The organism is Hymenobacter aranciens (genome assembly GCF_030580865.1).
GTDB classification, from domain to species: Bacteria; Bacteroidota; Bacteroidia; order Cytophagales; family Hymenobacteraceae; genus Hymenobacter; species Hymenobacter aranciens.
Map to the genome: position 1 here is coordinate 34,958 of NZ_JAUQSY010000025.1, position 21,844 is coordinate 56,801.

Genomic DNA, 21,844 nt, shown 5'->3' on the forward strand with positions numbered 1-21,844 from the left:
CAGAGCGGCTACGATGAAATCAGGAATTTTAGAGCGGATAGAGTTTGATAAGCTTTCCTTATCAAACCTTATTTAATCAATTTGGGGGTACCTTTGCGAACTGCCCGTTGCGGGAGGATTACACCTTATAGTATAGGTCGCCGTGGACTCCCTACCTGTTGCCCCCACTGAAACGCCGGCGTCGTTCCTGCCCGCCCACCTCACCGAGCCCGCCAGCCGCTACGTCGAAGCCGGCCTGCGCGGGGCCCCCAACACCCAGCGCGCCTACGCCGGCGACTGGCGCCGCTTCACGGCTTGGTGCCAGCTGCACCAGCTGGCCCCGCTGCCGGCCAGCGTCGACGCGCTGGCCGGCTTCCTCACCGAGCTGGCCGAGGCCGGCAAGAAGGTGGCCACCGTGCAGCGCCACGCCGCGGCCATCGCTAAGGCCCACGAACTGGCCAGCGCGGCCTCGCCCACGGCCGACTCGAAAATCAAGGTCCTGCTCAAGGGCATCGCCCGGGAGAAAAAGACCCGCATCCAGCAGGCCCCGGCTTTTTCGCTGGCCAGCTTCAAGCGCACTATCCGGGGTATCGATGACGCGACCCTGGCCGGATTGCGCGACCGGGCCTTACTGCTGCTGGGGTTTACGGGAGCGTTCCGCCGGGCCGAGCTGGCGGCGCTGAATATCGAGGACCTGCGCTTCGACGAGGAAGGACTGATTATTAACTTCGACCAGAGCAAGACCAACCAGACCGGCCAAGCCGATGAAAAGGCGGTATACTATTCACCCGAGCTGGCCACCTGCCCCATCCGCTCGCTGCAGGCCTGGCTGCGGGCTAGTGCCCCGGACCGGACGACGGGAGCGGTATTCGTGTCCTTGCGCAAGGGCCAGCGGCTCACCGAGCGGCGGCTCACACCCGAGCACATCAACTTGATTACGCGACGCTATCTGGGGGGCGACTATACGGCCCACTCGCTACGGGCGTCGTTCGTGACCGTAGCCAAGCTCAACGGGGCCGACGACTCGGAAATTATGAATCAGACCAAGCACAAGACCAGCGGGATGATTCGCCGCTACACCCGCCTCGATAATGTCCGCCAGCACAATGCCGGCAAGAAACTGGGATTGTAGATTTCACAAAAGTGAAAGTCAGCTCCAGCTTTTCCCCGCATCCCAATAGTTTCGCAAATTTTATACTACACTAATATCTTGGCAGAATTTCTTAATTGCTGGATTGCTACTAAAATCCTCCCGAACCGCCTTCAAAAGTGACTCTATTGTGATGTCGCCCGCTCCGCCTTGAGCCAAACGCTCCAGTGCCGCAAACCACTGACTCTCGACGGAGCTGCTGTTGCTCAAAAACCCCACTTTGCCGCCAGCCCGCTTCCAAGCTCCGCTGCTTTCGGTGGGGCCTGCTTCGTACAATTCGGCCAGAACCTTTGCTACCCGGTGCCGCCACCCGGCGTTATCGAGCGGAGGGGTAGCAGCCGGCACAAAGGCCGCCGTAACAACGGCATGGGTTTCTATTGCCAGACTCTTTGCATTTTCAGGTTGGGGGAACGTCTTGGCCAGCTCAACTAGCATTCCCGCTAGAAACGTTGCCGCGTTGCGGGCCGCCAACGGTTGGCTGCCGCCGGCATCGGCGGCAGCTTTGTCTTCCAGCAAATCAGAAATGCCCCGAATTACAATGCCTTTTTTATGATGGGCGTGTATCGGCGCCAAAAAGCCGAAGCCTTCCATCTCAACCGCCAGGGCCTGGCTTACGGCCTGATTGATTAGCTCATACGTAGCCGAGCGCTCGGAGGCCACTACTTTTTCTCCTGCTGCAATGGGCTTGACTTCGGCCTTAAAAGTGCCGAGTCCATCGTCTATTCTATGCTGCCAGGAAGCCTCGCGGGCTATCGACTTCGCCAACGCCGTCAGTTCGTAGTTGGCGGGATAAGTGCTTAGGCGAGGCTTGTAAACGTCACCGGCTTTGCCGCCCTCGTAATGAATCACTTCCGAGGAAATAACGACATCGCCGATAGCGACGTCCTTTAGCCCTCCCGCTACGCCCACGAAGAAAATGTATTCGGGCTGGAAGAAAGTCAGTGCTCTTTCCGTTTCCTGCGCAGCATTCACGTTCCCAGCACCCGCCTCTACCACGGCTACCGAAAAATTGCGGGTCCCCGCCGCAAACGTGCCTCGCTTGTATATAGCTCCCGTTACATGCCTGACGGACTCGGTGTCCGAAAGGAGCCGCGCTACGGCGTTAAATTCCAGGGCCAGCGCGGTGATAATAAGTAGGTCGGTTTTCATTTTGGGTTAAAAAAGATGGAGCAGGCGCTCCAGGGAATGTAATTCTGGATTGTTTTTGAAATCTCCACGGGCCGCACGAAGCAGGCTGGCTGCCGAAACATATTTGCCACCGCCGCCGTGCCGCAACAGCCGGATGGCAGCGGCCCATTGTTCGCCACGGCTTTGGGCATTGGTGAGCTTGGTTACGTCGCCGCCGGCTCGCTTCCAGATGTTGTCCTGGTCCGGCCCTCCCCCATACAGCTTGTTCATCAACACTTCCAGCGCATTCCAAGCGTCATCTTTGCCAACTTGGTGCTCAAATAGTTTGTAGTTGAAAAACTTTTCCAACCAACTGAACAGGCCCACACATTCGCGTAGCGCTGGTCGAAAATCGTCGTTGTACCTGGCTTTATCCAGAATAGCATCGGCGGACAGTTTCCATCCGTGCAGCGCGACAAACTGCCCGAGCTGCACCGCCGCCACCCCGCTCACGGTGCCAAGATTGCGGATGTAGTCTTTCAAATAATTGTCCGTCAGGTTACTCAAAACGGCATTTACACTTAGCACGGCCGCTAAATCGTTGCGTTGCTGCGCCAAAAAATTGGTGATGAATTCGATAGTTCGGGCCTGCTTCACCAAAATGGGGTCGGCAGCGCCTTCCCAGCGGCCCGCCAGGATTTCCCCAACGAGGGCATCAAGCGTGGCCGTGACAAATTTGGGCTGAAGCGCCGCGGGCAGCTTGTTCCACAAACCCGCCCGCTCGGGCAAATGCAGCACGTTGGCATAGGTGGAGGCCGCAATCAATTCCAGCGGGAGCTCCTCGTTGGCTTGCCCGGTGGCCACGGCTCCGAGAAAGACCTTGATGGTTTCCGCCGGTTCGCGCAAGCCAGCAGCAATTAACCGGGTCTGCCGCAACGATTCCGCCCAGATGGTGCGCCAAGGCTGCTGGCGCACATCCATTGGCGCTAATAGGGCCGGGGTGCGCCCACAAGCCTCGCCCGCCAATTGCAACAATTGGTGGCTCGGCAGTTCAACTGCCAGCGCCACCAACTCTTCGTCCGCAACTTTTGCGGCCAGCCGGCTTACGCGGGGCGATGCCGTGGTAGTAACGTGCCGCTCGGCTTTCACTTGTTTGCGCAGTGCCTCCGCGGGCTGGTAGGCCGCGGCAACCGCCGCCGCAAACAAATCCCACCAGCTGCGCCCCGCGCTAAAACCGCAAACGGCATCCGCGACAGTGGTCGTTAGCGATGCCGGCACCGTCTTGCTTAGCAGGCCCTCCCATTCGGGCGTAGCTGGCACGTGGCCTAGCAGGTAGTCCCGGGTTGTGGCGGCCTGCCCGATGCCGAGCCACACCACGCGGGCAACCTGCGGGGAGCCGACCGCCACGGTTTGGGTGAATGCTAACAGCGCGGCCTCCCGCCACCAGGATTCCATGTTAGCCGGATTTTCATCGGCCAGGTAACCCAGCAAGTTCTCCTGCATGCCGGCATCAGGGGAAACGGTCGTGACTACCCTGGCCACCACTTGCCCAACCGCTTGCGCCAACCGTTCTGCCTGGGGAAGAAACGGCCCGATGGGCACGTTCCGCAAGCCTAGTGCCTGCTGCTCCCCGCCCACTGACAGCGCGCTGGCCAATGCCTGCACTACCTGCCACTTAAAGTCCAGGGCTTTGTCGGGGGCCGGCTGCAGCTGCCGGATGGTTCGCAGCAGCGCCAGAAGTTTGTCGGCGTCTGTGCCCGGCAAGTTCTCGGTTTGGGCGTAAGCACGCTGGCAAAGTTTCAGGCTCCTGAACGAGTCCGGGATTACCTCAAGCCTTTCCATAAATCCTCGAAAATCATCGCGCTGACTGCCATCCAGCAAGAGCTGCTCAATCGGTGTAGCAGGGGCTTTTGTTGGTTCGGCTTCCAGCTTGAGTACCGCCGTGCCCCGCCATTTGGCCGCCAGCTCATCGGGCACGTTCACCAGCAGCGGCAACGCGTCCTCGGCGGCCGGGGGATTGAACCGGATGCCCCAGCTTAGGCCGGCCCGCAGCGGGGCCGGCAGGCCCCGCCAGAGGGCTTCGAGTAATTTTTGGAAGCGGTTTGGCTCGCTCATTACAAAAACCGGCGCAGGGCTGGCCTGGTCTACCAGCTGATTAAGAACGGCCAACCAGCCTTCCGGAACGGAAGTGACTGGTTGGGTGGACGGCCCCGCCGTTTCCGGGAGTACCAGCGGCGCTAGATGCGTGGGCCGCTCGGCCATGGGCGGGGGCTCTGCCAGCAGCAGGCGCAGCACCGACGCCAGGTCGGTCAGCATCGGCACTCGCTGCAACGGCAGCAGCAGCACGTGGGTGAACACCATGCCCGACCGGGCCACCGCCGTGTCAGCCCATGTGCGGCAGATTAAGTAGTATTTTTCGTGAGCCGTAGCGGCTAGGTAGGGCTGCAAGGCAAATCCGGCCGGTAACGCCCCCGGCCGGTCAGTGAAAGCCGACAGGAACGGACGCAGGCTGCCATCGGCCAGGCTACTGGCCAGCTGGCCGTGCGAGGTGCCCCCAACCGCGCCAAAATAGGCTTGATGAATTTGCAAAACGGAAGGGTGGATAGGGTCAGAAGGTGATGAGCTGCGTCAGGTCAGCATCGTGCGCCCCGGAGGGCAGCACCACGTACCCCGCGGTTTCGGGCCCGTTGGTCATAAATTCGTCGTCGGACTTGTCGGGGTATAACGTTCGGCCCAGCGACGATAACCCGCAGACGCGCCAGTTGCCTGGTGCCCACACCGTTTCCAGAAAAGTCGCCACAAACGGCAGCCGCTGCCGGAGCTCTGCCAGCGGCTCCACCCCTTCGCTTGCCAGTCCCAGCGTGTCCCAGCATGAGAGCGCTACCGTGAGCCGGGGCGTGCGCACGGGCGTTAGCGGCGACTGGCCTTTGACAAACAACATCATCTGCAGCAGCTCGATGTAGAAACCCGGCTCCGTTAGCTCGGCTTTGGACTGGGCTTGCGCGGTGCGCGCCTTCAGGTCTTCCAGGTTAGCGAAGCCGCGCGTCGTGATGTCTTCTAGCTCCGGAATTCCATCGGGCCGAATTAGCAGCAGCCACTCGTCGGCCTGCGTTATCAGCTCGTGCCACCGGCTCGAAACCAGCCGGTCGCTCACCAGCCCGCGCACCTGCTCGCCCCCATAGTCCGGAAAGGCAAGGGCGATTTGGGTATGGGCGTTGGCCACCACAAAGTTGATTTCTTTGTTGAGTCCACTTTCGGTGTGCCCGCCCGCGCGGCCTTGCACCAGCCGGTCAATGATGGCTTTTATCACCGTTAGGTCGGCCGGAGCCGTCACCATGCGGTAGGCGCTTTCGCCGGCATCCAAGCGGTGGTAGAGTTGGCCCACGAAGTGCGTTTTTCCGGCGTTCGGGCCGCCAATTATCAACAGGTGATGCGACTGGCTCATGCTAGCACGCTGCGACGCAGCAAAAATAAATCATCGGTATCGGCCAACGGCACCGGCGGCTGGGGCCGGCCGGGCGTGTGCCGCAGGGTGTCCAGCAGCCAGCCCACGGCTTGCAACACCTGCCCGTGCCACTGCTGTTCCTCGTCGTGGTTCACGCTCACCGCAAATTCGTGGTAGTGCTGCGGGGCTTTGCTGCGCAGGTGGGCCCGTATCTTCTCGCGCATTGCCGGCCGCGTGTTCTCCACGTCCGATTTTGCCCACACCAGCCCCAACGGCCGCGCGCCCAAGTTCACGACCAACCGGTTGGCCACCATCTGAATGTTGGCGCGGGTCTCGCCGGCCTCCGCGCCGGCCAGCTCTTCGCAGTCCGCAAACAGCAGGAACCCGTCCCCGTGCTGGTGTATCCACGCAGCGCCTTCCGCGTTTTTCGCCAGCTCATTGATGCGCCACTCGTTGAACCACTCCCCTGGGGCATCGGCAAATACCACATCGAGCAGCGCGCCCGCCTCGTCTTTCAGGGCCAAGTGCAGCAGGCCCGGCACCCGGCCAGCGTTGCGGCTGGTGTGCGGCGGAAAACTCACGAGGTTAGAGCCGTCTTTGAATGTTAGAAACCCCGCTAGTAATTCCCATCCCGGCAAGGTGTAAGAACCCGCGAAGCGGTAGTTGGGGATAGGCTGCCCGCGGCGCAGCAAGGAATAGAGCAGCGCCAGAAACGTCGTCTTGCCCGCGTTTTCCATGCCCGCCAATCCAATCAGCAACACCCGTGAGCGGGCGATGAGCGGCTCCAGGTCTTTCTGGCCCATGGCGCTGCCGGTCCAGCTCACGCGCTGCCCGTCCAATTCCGTGGCCGAGGGCTCGGCCCGGCCGGCTTCGGCCGTGTCTTGGTCGCGCGTTAGTTGCGGGCAGGCGCCAAACGGCCGGCAGCCGTCCTGGCACTCGTTGTCTTCCGGGTGGCAGTTGGGGTTGGCACAGCTAAGCGGCATCGGCTTTTTGGATAAGGCGTTCCGTGAGCAGGTCGTGCAGTACCAGCACCGCCAGCTGCTCGGGCGAGGCCTGTACCTCGGCCCGGAGCCCCGTGGCCGCAGTTAGCTTTTTTAGCGTCTTCTGGCCCTGAATTACCTGCGCCAGGAATGCCGTAAGAGTGGTCCGGGTGCCGCAGTCCGTCATGGTGGCTAGGTGCGGGGCCAGCAGTTGCTGGTGCGCGTCGTTCTCGAAAGGGTCCAGTAGCTCGGGCAGCGTTTGACTAGCCGGTGCGGCACTTTGGATGGCGCGGTAGGTATCGGTCAACAGGTAATCGACGCTGACCGGCGTCACCTCGGGCAGCAGTTTGGCCAGGTCGATGGCCATTACCACCGGCAGCACAGCCGCGTCAATCTCGCGGTAGCCTTTGCGCAGGGTCGTGGAGTACAGCGTTTCCTTCCACCAAAGCAGCTTGCTTCGCTGCTCAACTGCCAGAAGCGACTGAAACGACTCTTTGAATGTCTTGGTCAGCGAAGCACGTACGCTGTTAAAAAACTTGTTGATTTCGGCTTCCAAAGATTCTGTCGAGAGTGATTCGCCAAGATTCTGAACAGTTTCCTGAATAGCTTCCGCTATACCAGCACTTGCGGTGGAAGCATAATGCGTACCCCATTGGCTATTAGCGTTGGAATTTTGAACATAGCTGTAATAACCATTTTCGTCCCCTCCAATGGCTTCTTTAAGAGCTGTTTCCAATGAGGCTGTATCGACTTCTGCATTACCTAACTTAAACTCCTTCAACTTGAAGGTTTCCAGTGCAGGTACGGTAGGTACCGAAGCCAATGCCCACTCCCTGGCAGCTTCATTCTCCACATCCCCCCCGAACTCTTGCAAAATCCGGTCAATAATGGACTGCTCGCTTCCAAAATGCACAAATTGAGCATAGCCGCTGGCTGTGTAGTAAATGATGCGGCACAGTTTATCGCTTTCCGTTCCCAACTGGTATAGTGCGCTTAGCATTATCCCGCGCAAAATACCGCGTGGGGCTTCGGGGTATTTACCTTCCACACTGCCCCAGTGTTTTTTTAGTAGCTCGTAAGTGGCCACAATGCGCGGGTTGTCTGTCGGAATATCAGCATCGAGCGCCGCCAATGTGTAACAGCGCACCTCGGCCGGCGAGTCTTTCAGCACCGCCACCAAGTCGGTTACAGCGGCGCTTAGCTGCTTCACTCGGTCGTCGTTGTCTCCTGTATCGAAGAATTTTGCGCGCAGCCAATCGTAGAAAATTTCGTTGCGTTCCATGGATAAAGAGCGAATTTTGCTAAAACTGTGATACTACACTACCTAAAATTGCCAAACTACGTTTTCATCTGGCCCCCTTACGCCGAATGTCGAATGGTTTGCACAAAGAAAGCAGATTTTCTGTCTGAGCGCACGAGAGAGTCTATGTCTTACATTCGCAGCTTCTTTGCTGCCCTCTTTCCATGCTCACGCCCGAACAGCACGCTCGCCAGCTCATCGATGCCCAACTTGCCGCCGCCGGCTGGGCGGTGCAGGACGCCAAGCAGGTGAACCTGGGCGCCGGCCCCGGCGTGGCGGTGCGCGAGTACCCCACCGCCTCCGGCCCGGCTGACTACGCGCTATTCGTGGACCGCAAGCTGGTGGGCATCATCGAGGCCAAGAAGGAAGGCACCTCCCTCACGGCCGTGGCCGAGCAGACGGCCCGCTACCAGGCCAGTGCCACCAAGCACGCCCAGCGGGTGGCCGAGCAGCTGCCCTTCGGCTACGAGGCCAACGGGCAGGAAATACGCTTTGCTGATGCGCGCGACCCGGAGCCGCGCTCCCGGCCGGTGTTCGGCTTTCATCGGCCCGAGACATTGCGCGACTGGACCCGGCAGCTGCACACGCTGCGGGCCCGGCTGCGGACGCTGCCCGCCGTGAACACGGCCGGGCTGCGCGACTGCCAGATTGAGGCGCTGCGCAACCTCGACGTGAGCTTGAAGGACGACCGGCCGCGGGCGCTGATTCAGATGGCGACGGGCTCGGGCAAGACGTTTACGGCGGTGTCGTTCATTTACCGGCTCATCAAGTTTGCGGGGGCCAAGCGCGTGCTGTTTCTGGTGGACCGGGGGAACCTGGGGCGGCAGACTTTGCAGGAGTTTCAGCAGTACACGGCGCCGGATGATGGGCGCAAGTTTACGGAGCTGTATAATGTGCAGCACCTGACCTCGAACCAGCTCGATACGGTGAGCAAGGTCACGATTACGACCATTCAGCGGCTGTATTCGATGCTGCGAGGCGAGGCGGAATTTGACGCGGGCAATGAGGAACGGTCGGGCTTTGAGCTGAATGCCGACCTGCCGCAGCGGCCCCGCGAGGTGGCTTACAACCCGGCCGTGCCGCCGGAGGGCTACGACTTCGTGGTGATTGACGAGTGCCACCGCTCCATTTATAATGTGTGGCAGCAGGTGCTGGAGTACTTCGACGCCCACCTCATCGGCCTCACGGCCACGCCGGCCAAGCAAACCTTCGGCTTCTTCAACCAGAACCTGGTGATGGAGTACAGCCACGAGCGCGCCGTGGTGGACGGCGTGAACGTGGGCTCCGACGTGTTCCGCATCGAAACCGAAATCACGCAACGCGGCAGCCGCGTGGAGAAGGGCAGCGCCATCAAGCGCATGGAGCGCCAGACCCGCAAGCGCCGCTGGGAAACGCTGGACGACGACCTGGTTTACTCGGGCATCCAGCTCGACCGCTCGGTGACGGCGCCCGACCAGATTCGGACGGTGCTGGAGACGTGGAAGGCCCGCCTGTTTACGGAGTTGTTTCCGGGGCGCGAAATCGTGCCCAAAACCCTGATTTTTGCCAAGAGCGACCACCACGCCGACGAAATCGTGGACCTGGTGCGCGAGGTGTTCGGCAAGAGCAACGAGTTCTGCAAGAAGATTACTTACGCGGCCGAGGAGAAGAGCGACGAGCTGATTAAGCGCTTCCGCAACGACTTCCATCCCCGCGTGGCCGTGACGGTGGACATGATTTCGACCGGCACCGACATCAAGCCGCTGGAATGCCTGCTGTTTCTGCGCGACGTGCGCAGCCGCGTGTACTTCGACCAGATGAAGGGCCGCGGCACCCGCGTCATCGCCCCCACCGACCTGGAGCAGGTGACCGCCGACGCTGGGGCCAAAACCCGCTTTGTAATAGTGGACGCCGTGGGCGTGACCGACTCGGAGAAGAGGGACACTGAAAGCGCCGAGCGCCAGCCCGGCGCCCTGGGCTTCGAGAAGCTGCTGCACGCCGTGGCCCTCGGCAACCACGAGCCGGCCCAGCTGCGCAGCCTGGCCCAGCGCCTGGCCCGGTTGGACCGCCAGCTGACGCCCGACGACCGCGCCGCCGTGCTGGCCGCCACCCAGGGCACGGCCACCGTGCAGCAGCTCGCCGCCCGCCTCTACGACGCCGTGGACCCCGTGCGCCAGGAGGCCGAGGCCCTGCGCCTGGCCACGGCCGAAGCCCAGGCCGCCGGCCGCCCCTCCCCCGCCGAGCCCGACGAAGCCCACTGGCAGCAGGCCGAGCAGGCCCTGACCGAGCGGGCCGTGCACCTCTTCGACGACCCGGCCCTGCGCCACCTGCTTACTAAGGTGCACGCCCAGCACGACCTCGTGATTGACCTGGTGAGCAAGGACCGGGTGCTGACGGCCGGCTTCGTCGGCGAGCCCACCTCGCCCGCGGCGGCGCGGGTGGCCCTGGCCCGGCAGCGCGTGGGCCAGTTCGAAGCCTTCATTGCGGCGCACAAAGACGAAATCACGGCCCTGCAGCTGCTGCACAACCTGCCCTACGCCCGCCGGGCCGTCAGCTTCGAGCAGTTGAAGCAGCTGGCCCTGGCCCTGCGCCTCGACAACCCGCAGCTCACGCCCGAGCACCTGTGGGACGCCTACGAGCAGCTCGAAAAGGCGCGGGTGCGCGGCGCCGGCCCCCGCACCCTGCTCACCAACCTAGTGAGCCTCGTGCGCTTCGCCCTGCACCAGACCGAGACGCTCACGGCCTACCCCCTCACGGTGGAGGAGCGGTTTGGGGCCTGGCTGGCCAAGCAGGAGCAGGCCGGCCGCGCCTTCACGGAGGAGCAGCGGCGCTGGCTGGGCATGATGCAGGAGAAGGTGGCCACCTCCCTGAGCGTGGAGGCCGAAGACTTCACCCTGCCGCCCTTCGTGGACCAGGGCGGCTACGCCCGCGCCCGGCAGGTGTTCGGGGCCGACTTGCAGGCGCTGGTGGATGAATTGAACGAGGCGCTGGCCGCGTAGGAAACCTTAGAAATGGAAGAGAAACAGGAATTGCCGCAGGGCTGGGTTTGGACGCGGATTGGTGAAATAGCGCCTACAAGTAGCGGAGGCACACCAAGCCGAAGCAACCCCTCATACTTCACCGGAAATATCCCGTGGATTAAATCCGGCGAGTTAGGCGACGGCTATGTAGTCGAGTATAGTGAGTCTATTAGCGAAGCTGCTTTGGCAGGCTCAAGCGCCAAGCTTTTTCCTAAAGGCACGCTGTTGATTGCGCTTTATGGCGCTACAGTTGGGAAAGTGGGCATTCTCACAATGGACGCCGCAACCAACCAAGCTGTTTGTGGCATATTCCTGCCGGAGTGGGTAGAACTCAAATTTGCATTCAACTACTTATTCTCGCTTCGTCGGGAATTTATTGAACAAGGCAAGGGCGGGGCCCAACCCAACATCAGTCAGGATATAGTTAGGAATACGCCCTTTCCCCTCCCGCCCCTGCCCGAGCAGCGCCGCATCGTGGCGAAGCTGGAGGAGCTGTTCAGCCGGCTCGATGCGGGCGTGGCGGCCGTGCGCCGCGCCCAGGCCCTGCTGAAACGCTACCGCCAATCGGTGCTGCACGCGGCCGTGACCGGCGAGCTCACCCGCGCCTGGCGCGAGGCGCACCCCGCCCCCGCCGAAACCGGGGCCGCCCTGCTCGCCCGCATCCGCGGCGAGCGCCGGGCGCAGTGGGAAGCCGCCCAGGTTGCCAAGCGCGGCGGCCAGCTCCCGCTCAACGATGCCTGGAAATCGAAATATGTAGCGCCTCCAGGCCCCGAAACATCTGGATTGCCTGAGTTACCCGAAAGCTGGTCCTGGGCCACGTTTGAGGAAATAAGCGAACGGGTTACGGTTGGTTTTGTAGGCTCGATGAAGGATGAATACGTCGACGAAGGCGTTCCCTTTTTGCGCTCGCAAAACGTGCGAGAGAATAAGTATAGCCCGATAGGACTCAAGTACGTTTCGCCAACTTTCGACGAAAGCATCAGTAAGTCGAGGCTGGAGCCGGGTGATGTTGTTGTGGTCCGGTCTGGCAGCGTTGGAACCGCGTGTGTTATTCCGGATACACTTCCAGCAGCCAACTGCTCGGATTTGGTAATTGTGAAGCAGCCCAAGGTGCTGCCTGAGTATTGCGCCTATTATATGAACTCCGTGGCAAAAGCCCGAGTGAACGCGCAAAAAGTCGGTGTTGCATTGATACACTTCAACACACAAGCACAGGCAGCCATGCCCTTATCGATTCCACCCCTGGCCGAGCAAGCCGAAATCGTGGCCGAAGTAGAGCGCCGCCTCACCGTGCTCGATGCCCTGGGCCAGACCCTGGCCGACGAACTCAAACGCGCCGAGCGCCTGCGCCAGAGCCTGCTACACCGGGCCTTCACCGGCCGCCTCGTGCCCCAGGATGCCACCGACGAGCCGGCCGCCGCCCTGCTGGCCCGGTTGCGGGCAGGCGCGGCGGTGCCGGCGAAGGCGGCTAAGGGCAAGCGCAAGGCGAAGGCCGAACCAGAATCGAAACAACTTTCCATCAAGCTGTAGCCACAGCTCTCATTCCACCCCCACTGCATGAAAGGCAAAATCAACCGCACCAATTGGCTCAACCAGCTCGACGTCGTGAACTGCGGCGAATTTCACAGGCCTCAGGTCGATAATGAGGTGTATGCCTGCCCGGCTAAGGGGGGCGCCTACTCGCACAAGCGCTGCGAATTTCTAGGTATGTATTGGGGCAAATCGGTGCACCGCGTAGGCCGCATCCTGGGCATCGTTGATGTCCACCCGCTCAATGCGGCCCTTGACCGCGTGTGCTGGAACAATGCCGACCCGGCCACGATGGACAACCCCGCCCTGATAGACGAAGCCCGCAAAAGACTACAGGCCTGCTTTCCCAAGGAGAAAAAGGAGTTTCACCAAACGCCCCACCGCGTGTTCGTGCTGGATGAGCTAACGGAAACCGATTTTCGCAAAACCAGCCCCGGCGGCATGTTCACCTCCAAGATGTACTTCGACGTGGACCGCTACCAACCTACCTCCACGGCTAACCTCGCCGCCACCCTCCAGACCAAAACCTGGGCCGAATACGGCCGCTAACGATGGCCAAGCCCGCTTCTTCCGCCCTCGTGGCGTTGTGCCTGTTGCTGGCCCCGTTGCGCGGGCTTTGCCAGAGCTACTCGTCTCTCCGGTCGCACTTCGTGGACGCCCTGTTCAGCGATGATGCCGACCGGTACAAGCATGATATAGAATCATTCATCCAAGACCCCGAAAACGCGGCGCAGAAAGCCGATGCCGAAGCCCTGCTCTCCACCTTCAAGCTGCTGAACGACGCCACCAGCGAGCAGCCCTACGTGTGCCGCTTCAGCCAGGCCATGCGCGAGGTGGGCCTGACCTACAGCGCCGCAGCCACCACCAACCCCTACCTGCAAATCCTCAAGGTGCACGTGAACGGCCGCTACGTGGTGATACTGAAAAACACCCATCGGCAAAGCGGCTACATGGCCTACTTCACGGGCGCGTCGCTCGACAAAACCAGCACCTCCCGCATCAGCCGCGGCATTGGCCCCTACAGCTGCGCCCGCATGACCCGCACCGACAAGCCTTACAAGTACGCTTACGCTGGTGCCAAGAAGAACGAGTTCAGCTTTGAAGAGCACATCCCCTGCCCCTAGCCAGTCTCGTTCGCAATCAATTGCTTCTGAATAAATGGGAAAAGAAATTAGCTTGTTCTCGGGCTACGACCAATCCGAGAACCGAACCACCAATTACTGCCTGCTTATCCTGCGCATGCTGTACCAGGAAAATCCCCGGTACTTAGCCGAGGCGCTCAGCGGCGTCGTTCCCAATCAAACGGGCTTGCAGGTCGGTGTACAGTTTCGGCAGCAGGTTTCGCGGGGCAACAGCGTGCCGGATGGCATCATCACCCAACCGGGCTTTTCCATCTACATTGAGACCAAGAACTCCGATTGGTTTTATGATGCTCAACTCAAAGACCACCTCAATGCCCTTAGTCAAGAGTCGGCCAGCGTGAAAGTGCTGCTGGCCCTGGGCAAGTTTGAGGGCGAATACAAGTCGCGTTTCGCCACCATTATCGACGCCTGTGCTACCGAGCACAACAACCAGGTTCAGTTCGCGGCCACCACCTTCGAGACCTTTCTAGCGGCCCTGCGCATTCCCAACCTACCGCCCGCCCTGGTATCAACGGTCGACGACTTTCAGCAGTACCTCAACGAGAGCAACCTGCTGCCTAATTGGAAAGGCTACATGGATGTGGTCAACTGCGCCCGAGAATCGGACCGGCTGGTAGCCGCCGAGACCTATGTGTGTCCCGCCGCTGGGGGCAGCTACAGCCACCAGCGCTGCGAATACCTGGGCATGTACTGGGAAAAAGGCGTTTGGAAAATGGCCCGTGTGCGCGGCGTGGTCGACGTGTACCCCGACGGGACTTCTCGCGTGCTTTGGAAAAACGAAGAGCACCTGACCAACGAGGAGCTGCAACAGATTGCGCGGCAAAAGTTTCATCAGGCCTACGAAGACGACATTGATTGGGAAGCCCGCGTGTTCGTGCTCGACCAACTCCATGACACCGGCCTAGAGAAAGATACCTGGGGGCCGCTTCGAGGCAAGCAATACCTCTACATCGGCGACGTACCCGGCGACACGATGGCGGAGCTAGCCAAAAACTTGTCGAACGAATCCTGGGGCGACTTACAAGAAAATTCATAAGTAGCTGAGCTGACCAGCACGACTGAGGCTAAGCGCCGAGACGGAAGTTCAGCTAAAGCCTGCAGAATTAGTAAACATTCACGGCAGCCAAGCTGCATAGGTCGCCTAAGGGTTACCGCAAAATTGATTTCTCTTCCTTGAACCAGTAAGCAGGTCTACTTCTGCCCTCTTATCCCTTCCACGATTCATCTATAAACGCTTTGCTAGTATCACTTAAATTCCCGTCGCAGCGCATAAAAATTGAGTATGTAACTATGAGCTGGCGCTACCGGGAAGTGTACTGGAAGGAGGTAACCATGCGCGTACGTCGCACTATTGGGGCAACTAGGGTAACTGACCCGGCGACCGTTCGTGGCGTTCTGGATAGCATTTTTGACTATATGCTGCAGCAGTTTGAACAGGTAGTGTCCAAGGCCGTTGGAGACGTGAGCTTTCTGATGTTTGTACATCGCATGCATGAATCCTCAGTACTTATTGCAGACCTGTTTCATTCCGGTGATAAAGGAGTAAAGACACAACTCACCGAAGCGGATTTTAAAGAATTACCCGTCGTTCGCCGTGTTCTTAAGTTGATTATGGAGGCTGTTTTGCCTGACCAGCTTGAGAAGGCAATCACAATGGAGCAGCTTATGAGCAGCAAAACATCGCGCAAGCATGTGCCATTGCTAGAAGAGCTTCTCTACCTGGGTTTACAAGTGATAGAAGCCAAAGAGTTTATCAACATAGCCTCCATGTTTGAGAAGTCGATTGCGCTTGTTTCGACCTGGAAAGCATTATTAAGTATTCGGACTGCATCTCCCTACCATCACATTTTTGACACTGTTCAACGTGACATTGCGGCGTACCCGAATGTTGAATACGAACAAGTAAATGCAGAACTAGACGCAGTTCTACACAGCGCCTTTGGGTGCAACCTGACCGAAGTTCAAAAATATATGCCAGGGTTGGGCACGGGTATTATTGGCAGGGATGAATTCTTGAACGAGTTGGGCTTTGTGCATGAACAGTTTGAACTTGTGCGTCCTTTCTATGCCGGCCTAACACTAAGCGCTGCGAATAAGCTACCGCTGATTGAGTCTTTTAAGAAGATGCAGACTAACAATCGTCTCATCTATCGCCCTTTTATCGAATTCAACGACCAGAACGGCAATACTTACTGGCTGGTTGGTTCAGGCAAGACTCTTGAGAGCATTCGTGCTCTCCAAACTAATGCGCTGCTGTGGGGCCAATTACCGCCAGAATGGACCTCTAACGAAGAAGTGAAAGCATTTGTAAAAGACTTGGAAAAGCGTCGGGAAGCCCTCATGATTGAGCAACTCATCGAACAGTTAGTTCGCTATGGGGTAACGCATGACAATTCCATTACTAGCTTGCTGGGCCCCAAAAATCAGGGCTTCAACATCGTTAAAAAGGGGCCGGGTGAAATTGATATCATTTTTCTTGATGAAGCAAGGAAAGTGATTTATGTCTGCGAGTGCAAGAACAATCGTCCGCGGTTTGAAGTGTTTTATTGGAAGTCGGAGTACAAACAGTTCGTTGAAAAATACGAGCCTCAGCTAGAGCGAAAGCATAGCTGGATTATTGGCCACAAAGACCTAGTACAGGGCCACTTTTCCCAAAAATTCAGGAAAGAGTTTGATTTCTCCGGGTGGGCTGTTGAGGGACTTTTCTTGCTTATGACGCCTTCCTTTTATAAGTATGACGGTTCTTTCAAAGCCCTGACTGTCGTAGACTTTGAGGAGTTCTTGGACAATGATTTTGTCTATGATTATCCGGTTTTGGGATTTCAGAGGAGTGACGAATCAACTTACACCATTGAGTATCCATACTTCAAGAATGTTCATCGGCTGATTGCTGAGGGCGTTTTATGATTTTTCTCCTGCTATAAGTAGGCTCTATACATAGTCCCACAACTGACGGCGCCAAATACATTCGTCGCTACTATTGCTACCTTAATCTCGCTTTGTTTCATATGCGCCAACCAACTCTCAATGCCACCGCCCAATCCCTCGTACAACGCGTGTGGGGCTATGCCACCGTGCTCCGCGACGACGGCGTGGGCTACGGCGACTACGTCGAGCAAATCACTTACTTGCTGTTTCTGAAAATGGCCGACGAGCAGGCCGGCGCTCCCAATGCCCCGGCCGTGCCCGAAGGGAAAGACTGGACCAGCCTGCGCGCCCTCGAAGGCGACGCGCTGGAGGTGCAGTACCGCCACATCCTCACCGACCTGGGCAAGGAGCCCGGCATGCTGGGCGTCATCTTCAAGAAGGCTCAGAACAAGATTCAGAACCCGGCGCGCCTCAAGCACCTGCTGGCTTTGATAGACCGCGAAAATTGGTCGGGCCTGGGCTTCGACGTGAAAGGCGAGATTTACGAGGGCCTGCTGCAGAAAAACGCCGAGGACGTGAAGGGCGGCGCGGGCCAGTACTTCACCCCGCGCCCGCTCATCCAAGCCATTGTGGAGGCCGTGGCCCCCACCCCGGGCCAGACCATCTGCGACCCGGCCTGCGGCACGGCGGGCTTCCTGCTGGTGGCTCGCGACTACCTCGTGGACACCTACGGCCCGGAGATGGACCGCGAGCAGCTTAAGTTCCTGCGCGACCACACCTTCCACGGCACCGACATCGTGGACTCGGTGGTGCGCCTGGCCGCCATGAACCTCTACCTGCACGGCGTGGGCTCCACCGAAAGCCCGGTCAAAAACCAGGACTCCCTCCTCTCCGACCCCGGCGACCGGTACGACTTCATTCTGGCCAACCCACCCTTTGGCAAGAAGAGCAGCATCACGGTGATGAGCGAGGAAGGCCAAACCAGCAAGGACACGCTCAGCTACGAGCGCACCGACTTCGTAGCCACCACCAGCAACAAGCAGCTCAACTTCGTTCAACACATCTATACCATTCTGAAGGTGGGCGGCACCGCCGCCGTGGTGCTGCCCGACAATGTGCTTTTTGAAGGCGGGGCTGGCGAAACCATCCGCCGCAAGCTCCTGCAGGATTGCAACGTGCACACGCTGCTGCGCCTGCCCACCGGCATCTTCTACGCCCAGGGCGTGAAGGCCAACGTTATCTTCTTCGAGAAGCGCGCCGCAGCCGAGCAGGCCCAGACCCGCGAGCTATGGGTGTACGACCTACGCACCAACCAGCACTTCACCCCCAAAGGCAACCCGCTCACGCTTGCTCACCTGCAGGACTTCATTGCCTGCTACGGCAAGCCCGGCCAACGCGCCCAGCGGCAGGAAACCGAGCAGTTCCACCGCTACGACCTGCCCCAACTCCTGGCCCGCGACAAGGTGAACCTCGACATCTTCTGGCTGAAAGACGACGCCTTGGAAGACAGCGCCACCCTGCCCGCTCCCGACGTGCTGGCCCTCGAAATCACGGAGAACCTACAGGCCGCGCTGGCGCAGTTTGCCAGCATTGCTGAGGAGCTGGAAGTGGAAGCATAAAAGCCACGACCCCTACAACCACTATCATCGGGCAAACCACTACCATACTCACTCAAATCATGTCGGTCACATAGCTCCGGAATTCAGCATTTGCTGCGCTGTGTGACCGACGTGATTTAGACGAGCTATTCCAGGGCAGTTCTTTTTCATGATATTTCTTTGAGCATCTCAGTGTGTAACGTAGGCAATAAAGCGGCACGACGTTTTGCAGGTTGTAATTCAACCTTCACTATACGTAACCCACCCAACCGGCCCGCCCAATCGGCGGCACTTACGCTTTCGCCGGGCACCGAAACCGGCGGCTGGTTGTTCCTCCCAACAGTACCTTTAGCTATTCTTGCTTGCGTTTCCGCTGATGGCTTCCCAACTCCCCCACACTCGACTCGGCATTGAGCCCGAAGGCATCGATTTGTTGCCCGTTCACTCCCGCCCGCTGATGCCCGAGGAAACCGAGCAACTGGCGGCTCTTCTTGCGCAATAGCGCGCCAAAAATGACGCGAACCCGCAGGTCGTGGCGTTACGCAAACAAGTGGCGCTTGACCCAGCCTTGGCAAAGTGGGGGGCTCGTCATGGCACCAGCCGCTAGAGCCAGTCCTGTTCGACCGAACCAACCGACCGCAGCAATTCGGTCACCCTCCAATACAGACGTTGCCCGATGAAGGCTCGCTATGGAACGCGCAACGGGCGACGACTGCGGGTAGCATTCAACCTGCGACGCCTTTTCCAGGCCAACTACGCCAACAACTGCCGCTGCGTGACCATTTTTCGCGCATTAGCACCCCTCCCCGCAGCTGTAGGAAGCGTAAAAAGTCGTTTGCAGGGCTATTCATTCGCTGAAAACAGGGAGAATTCACCCTGAAAACAGGGTGAAAACCCCTTTTCGCAGTTGTGAAATCGGGAGAATTCACCCAACTTGCCGGAGAATTCACCCGGAAAACAGGGAGAATTCACCCCGTTTACTGCCATTGCCCCTCTTCAATATGCCTTATCTTGTCGACCCGCGGCGCACCGTCACGGTTAATCTGGACCCGGCCGAGTACGCCGACCTGGCCGAAGATGCGCTGCAGGCTGGCTACGCCTCCGCCGGCACCTACGCCAAGGCCCTGGTCTTGCACCGAGGCGAGGCCCCGCCCCCCATCCCCGACCGCCGCCGGGACGAGCGCTACGCCCGGCTGGAAGGCAAAGCCGAATGGCTGCTGCTGCAATACGAGGCCTTGAGCGAGCAAGTGCGCGGGCTGGGCCACGCGCCGGTGCTGGCGCCCCTCCCCGCGGACGGGGAGCTGCCCCGCAGTCGCCCGGCGCAAGACCGGGCGGTAGCCGCCGCCGTGGCAACTGCTGTCGCCCAGGAAGCGCGCAAACGCACCCAGTTGCAGGCGCGCTACGACCGCCTCGTGGCCCAGCTGGCGGAGTCGGATGCTCCACTAGCGGCGGCGAACCCAGCACAGGGGCCCACGCCGACGCCGGACGGCCGGTAGAAGTTTGTCGGCGCTGGCCCACCCGAACGCCCGCTACCGCCACCTGAGCGCTGTTCCTTTTTCCGAACTATATGAAACGCCTTCCTCCTGCTCCTGGACCGCGCCCGTTGGTCCCGTTCCCCCTCCCCCCACACGCCGAGGAGCTGGCGTCTTCCGCGCCCCCCGCGGCGGGTTCCACTGCCCCGTTGCCCGTGCTGCCCGACGCGTTACAGCTCACGACGGACCCGGCGAGCAGCCCCGCGTGGGCGTACCCCGTCGACGGGTACCAAGAGTGGACGGCGGTGCAAGGCTGGGAAAGCTTGCACCAAGGACTACAAGCCTTGGCGCGGCATCGCGAGGCCTTGCGCGCGGCCATCACTGCGGCTGAAGCCGCGGCGACGCCGACGCCGGCGCACGCCGCGACCCTGCAAGCTCACCGCATGCAGTTGCATATCGCCTGCGCGAAAATCGAGGCCCTGAGTTGGGCCGTCGGCCTGTGGCAGTAAGGGTATATTACTGCCACAGGCCGATGGCGCGGCTGCGTAGCGCCGCCGATAGAAACCGCGCCCGCCGGTAGGCAGGCAGTAACCTCGGAAGGGTATTCGCTCGCTCAGCCGTATTTTTACGCGTGCTCGCCGCCATTTGCGGGCGGGCATCTACGGATGGCTGACTCGGTTTACTCTCCTTCACCGGATGCCCCGGCCCCCTACGTCACGGACCCGGCGGCCCTGCCGGGACTGCTGCGCCAGTTGGTGGCGGACCTGACCGACCCGGCGGTGAGTTACTTGCTGGGCGCGCACTTCTACGAGCGCACGAACCACCCGCGTGCCCGGCATTTTCCGGCCGTGTTTGCGCTCCGGCAGGGCGAAGTGTCCCACGTGGAGGTGGGACCGGATTACATCGCCTTTGATACCGATTTTGTGCGGTACCCGGAGCAGGGGGAACCGGGCTACCCCGGCCCCTGGCCCGATGCGTTCCGGGCGACGGTACCCTTCGCGCAACTCTACCAACTCTGCCGGCTGGTGCTCTCGCCAGCCGAATAGGCTATCGCCGAAGTGAACTACGGGGCCGAAACGGTTAGGTACTACAACGCAGCGGTGCACCAGAACCACCCCACGCCCGCCGATATTAATCATGCGTACGCGGCGGCACCGCCTACAGGGGAGCACCCGCTTGTCGCCGTGCTGACAGCTGTCGAAGCGGGCCTGGCCAACCCTGACAACCACTACGTGGTGAACACTACGTATTTCGATGGCCCGAGTGGCCCGGTGCTCCTGGGCATGCTACACCTGAACGCTCATACGGTGTGGGATTTGTGCATCGCAAAGGATTCCTTCACGTGTTCGGTCCTATTGCAGCCGCAAGCGCGGCAGCGGGCAACCGTGCACGTGGGCTTCGCGCAGGTATGGCAGGTCGTGCGCAGCGACTCTCCGCAGGTGGACTTAGAAGACCTAGCGGCCGAGGACCTGCTGTACGATGCGCCCGACGTACTGCGTAATTATGCCCAATCCGGCCGCCCAGCCTAAGTCGACTCTCCCGATGGAAGCACTCCTCATTCCCCGCCACCCGTTTGACGAGCAACACCAGTCGCAACTGGCCTTGTTGCACAGCCTGCCCGAAGCGCTACGGGCCGACCACGCCCGTTTGTTTCGGCTCGGCAATGCCGCTTTTCGCTACCAGCAGCAGGCCGAAGGGGAAGTAACCGAAGACGATTTTCAGGATTGGCTCGTTGGGCTCCCGGAGAAGATGCGCGCCGCGATGGCGCGCGAGGGCTTTGAGAAAAATAAAACCGCCTGGCCCGTTCGCCGGCACGCGCTCGAACGACGCGATAAAGGCTACGACGCCTTTATGCAATCGGTCTTATCGGCCGAAGATTGGGCCTATGAGCAGTCGTTACGCCTAGCTGGCGAGCAAACCGCAGCCTAGCTTGATTGGTCTTGAAAAGCCACTATATGCGCCGCACAGCTGGCAACCTTGGCTGCGCAGAAGGAGTTTTGAAGCGGGTTTGAAACCCTTTCAAAACCGCTTCAAAACTGTTTTCAAAACCCCTCTGCACTACCTCTCCGTGTCAGGATGACGGGATTCGAACCCGCCTCCTGCCAGCACCTGGCTGGCTGCTGGACCACCAGCTCCACCCTGTTTCTTCAAAGATACGGCGCCAGTGCCTTCTGCTGCTCCCCTGCAGGGGCAAAACCAGGGGCAAAACCAGGGGCAAAACCAGGGGCAAAACCAGGGGCAAAACCAGGGGCAAAACCAGGGGCAAAACCAGGG

18 protein-coding genes and 1 tRNA gene are annotated in these 21,844 nt (G+C 60.0%); 13 read left to right on the plus strand and 6 right to left on the minus strand.

Features of this window, described 5'->3' with window-relative positions; all coding sequences use genetic code 11:
- The first annotated feature begins 142 nt into the window (after positions 1 to 142).
- Positions 143 to 1,111, plus strand: coding sequence for a site-specific integrase (locus Q5H93_RS23540; protein ID WP_305009187.1), 969 nt, complete (start codon positions 143 to 145; stop codon positions 1,109 to 1,111).
- A gap of 60 nt (positions 1,112 to 1,171) precedes the next feature.
- Here Q5H93_RS23540 and Q5H93_RS23545 read toward each other — a convergent pair whose 3' ends face one another.
- Genes Q5H93_RS23545 through Q5H93_RS23565 form a run of 5 tightly spaced genes read right to left on the minus strand, consistent with a single transcriptional unit; the run spans position 1,172 to position 7,943 of the window.
- On the minus strand, positions 1,172 to 2,278 hold the full coding sequence (locus Q5H93_RS23545; protein WP_305009188.1) for a 5'-methylthioadenosine/S-adenosylhomocysteine nucleosidase family protein: 1,107 nt from the start codon (positions 2,276 to 2,278) through the stop codon (positions 1,172 to 1,174).
- A 6-nt stretch (positions 2,279 to 2,284) separates the two neighbouring features.
- Complete coding sequence (locus Q5H93_RS23550; protein ID WP_305009189.1) at positions 2,285 to 4,825, minus strand: GAP1-N1 domain-containing protein; 2,541 nt, start codon at positions 4,823 to 4,825, stop codon at positions 2,285 to 2,287.
- A gap of 19 nt (positions 4,826 to 4,844) precedes the next feature.
- On the minus strand, positions 4,845 to 5,681 hold the full coding sequence (locus tag Q5H93_RS23555; protein ID WP_305009190.1) for a TRAFAC clade GTPase domain-containing protein: 837 nt from the start codon (positions 5,679 to 5,681) through the stop codon (positions 4,845 to 4,847).
- Positions 5,678 to 6,664: a TRAFAC clade GTPase domain-containing protein gene (locus tag Q5H93_RS23560; RefSeq protein WP_305009191.1), complete on the minus strand. Its 987-nt coding sequence runs from the start codon at positions 6,662 to 6,664 to the stop codon at positions 5,678 to 5,680. Before Q5H93_RS23560 ends, Q5H93_RS23555 begins: the two co-directional genes overlap by 4 nt.
- Positions 6,654 to 7,943, minus strand: a complete 1,290-nt coding sequence (locus Q5H93_RS23565; RefSeq protein WP_305009192.1) for a GTPase-associated system all-helical protein GASH — start codon at positions 7,941 to 7,943, stop codon at positions 6,654 to 6,656. The genes Q5H93_RS23560 and Q5H93_RS23565 overlap by 11 nt, the downstream gene beginning before the upstream one ends.
- A gap of 182 nt (positions 7,944 to 8,125) precedes the next feature.
- Between Q5H93_RS23565 and Q5H93_RS23570 the strand changes: the two genes are divergently transcribed.
- The 12 genes from Q5H93_RS23570 to Q5H93_RS23625 all read left to right on the plus strand — a co-directional run bounded on the left by Q5H93_RS23570 (position 8,126) and on the right by Q5H93_RS23625 (position 21,499).
- Entirely contained in the window at positions 8,126 to 10,939 is a 2,814-nt protein-coding gene (locus tag Q5H93_RS23570; RefSeq protein WP_305009193.1) for a type I restriction endonuclease subunit R, read from the plus strand.
- Between the two features lie 12 nt (positions 10,940 to 10,951).
- Positions 10,952 to 12,490: a restriction endonuclease subunit S gene (locus Q5H93_RS23575; protein ID WP_305009194.1), complete on the plus strand. Its 1,539-nt coding sequence runs from the start codon at positions 10,952 to 10,954 to the stop codon at positions 12,488 to 12,490.
- 27 nt (positions 12,491 to 12,517) lie between these two features.
- Positions 12,518 to 13,039 (plus strand): hypothetical protein, encoded by a 522-nt coding sequence (locus tag Q5H93_RS23580; RefSeq protein WP_305009195.1) that lies wholly within the window; start codon positions 12,518 to 12,520, stop codon positions 13,037 to 13,039.
- 2 nt (positions 13,040 to 13,041) lie between these two features.
- Positions 13,042 to 13,614, plus strand: coding sequence for a hypothetical protein (locus tag Q5H93_RS23585; RefSeq protein WP_305009196.1), 573 nt, complete (start codon positions 13,042 to 13,044; stop codon positions 13,612 to 13,614).
- A 34-nt stretch (positions 13,615 to 13,648) separates the two neighbouring features.
- Positions 13,649 to 14,668 carry a hypothetical protein gene (locus Q5H93_RS23590; RefSeq protein WP_305009197.1) on the plus strand — a complete coding sequence of 340 codons (1,020 nt, stop codon included), beginning with the start codon at positions 13,649 to 13,651 and terminating at the stop codon, positions 14,666 to 14,668.
- A 254-nt stretch (positions 14,669 to 14,922) separates the two neighbouring features.
- Positions 14,923 to 16,539 (plus strand): hypothetical protein, encoded by a 1,617-nt coding sequence (locus Q5H93_RS23595; RefSeq protein ID WP_305009198.1) that lies wholly within the window; start codon positions 14,923 to 14,925, stop codon positions 16,537 to 16,539.
- A gap of 101 nt (positions 16,540 to 16,640) precedes the next feature.
- A complete protein-coding gene (locus Q5H93_RS23600) occupies positions 16,641 to 18,119 on the plus strand; it encodes a class I SAM-dependent DNA methyltransferase (protein WP_305009199.1) in 1,479 nt (492 codons plus the stop codon).
- A gap of 980 nt (positions 18,120 to 19,099) precedes the next feature.
- Positions 19,100 to 19,594, plus strand: coding sequence for a hypothetical protein (locus Q5H93_RS23605; protein ID WP_305009200.1), 495 nt, complete (start codon positions 19,100 to 19,102; stop codon positions 19,592 to 19,594).
- Positions 19,595 to 19,785: 191 nt separating this feature from the next.
- Positions 19,786 to 20,079, plus strand: a complete 294-nt coding sequence (locus Q5H93_RS23610) for a hypothetical protein (protein WP_305009201.1) — start codon at positions 19,786 to 19,788, stop codon at positions 20,077 to 20,079.
- Positions 20,080 to 20,235: 156 nt separating this feature from the next.
- Positions 20,236 to 20,616, plus strand: a complete 381-nt coding sequence (locus tag Q5H93_RS23615; protein WP_305009202.1) for a hypothetical protein — start codon at positions 20,236 to 20,238, stop codon at positions 20,614 to 20,616.
- Between the two features lie 138 nt (positions 20,617 to 20,754).
- Complete coding sequence (locus Q5H93_RS23620) at positions 20,755 to 21,099, plus strand: hypothetical protein (protein ID WP_305009203.1); 345 nt, start codon at positions 20,755 to 20,757, stop codon at positions 21,097 to 21,099.
- Positions 21,100 to 21,112: 13 nt separating this feature from the next.
- Entirely contained in the window at positions 21,113 to 21,499 is a 387-nt protein-coding gene (locus tag Q5H93_RS23625; protein WP_305009204.1) for a hypothetical protein, read from the plus strand.
- A 142-nt stretch (positions 21,500 to 21,641) separates the two neighbouring features.
- On the opposite strand, the gene Q5H93_RS23630 is transcribed toward Q5H93_RS23625, so the two are convergent.
- Positions 21,642 to 21,712: transfer RNA gene (locus Q5H93_RS23630), tRNA-Pro, on the minus strand.
- Between the last annotated feature and the right edge of the window lie 132 nt (positions 21,713 to 21,844).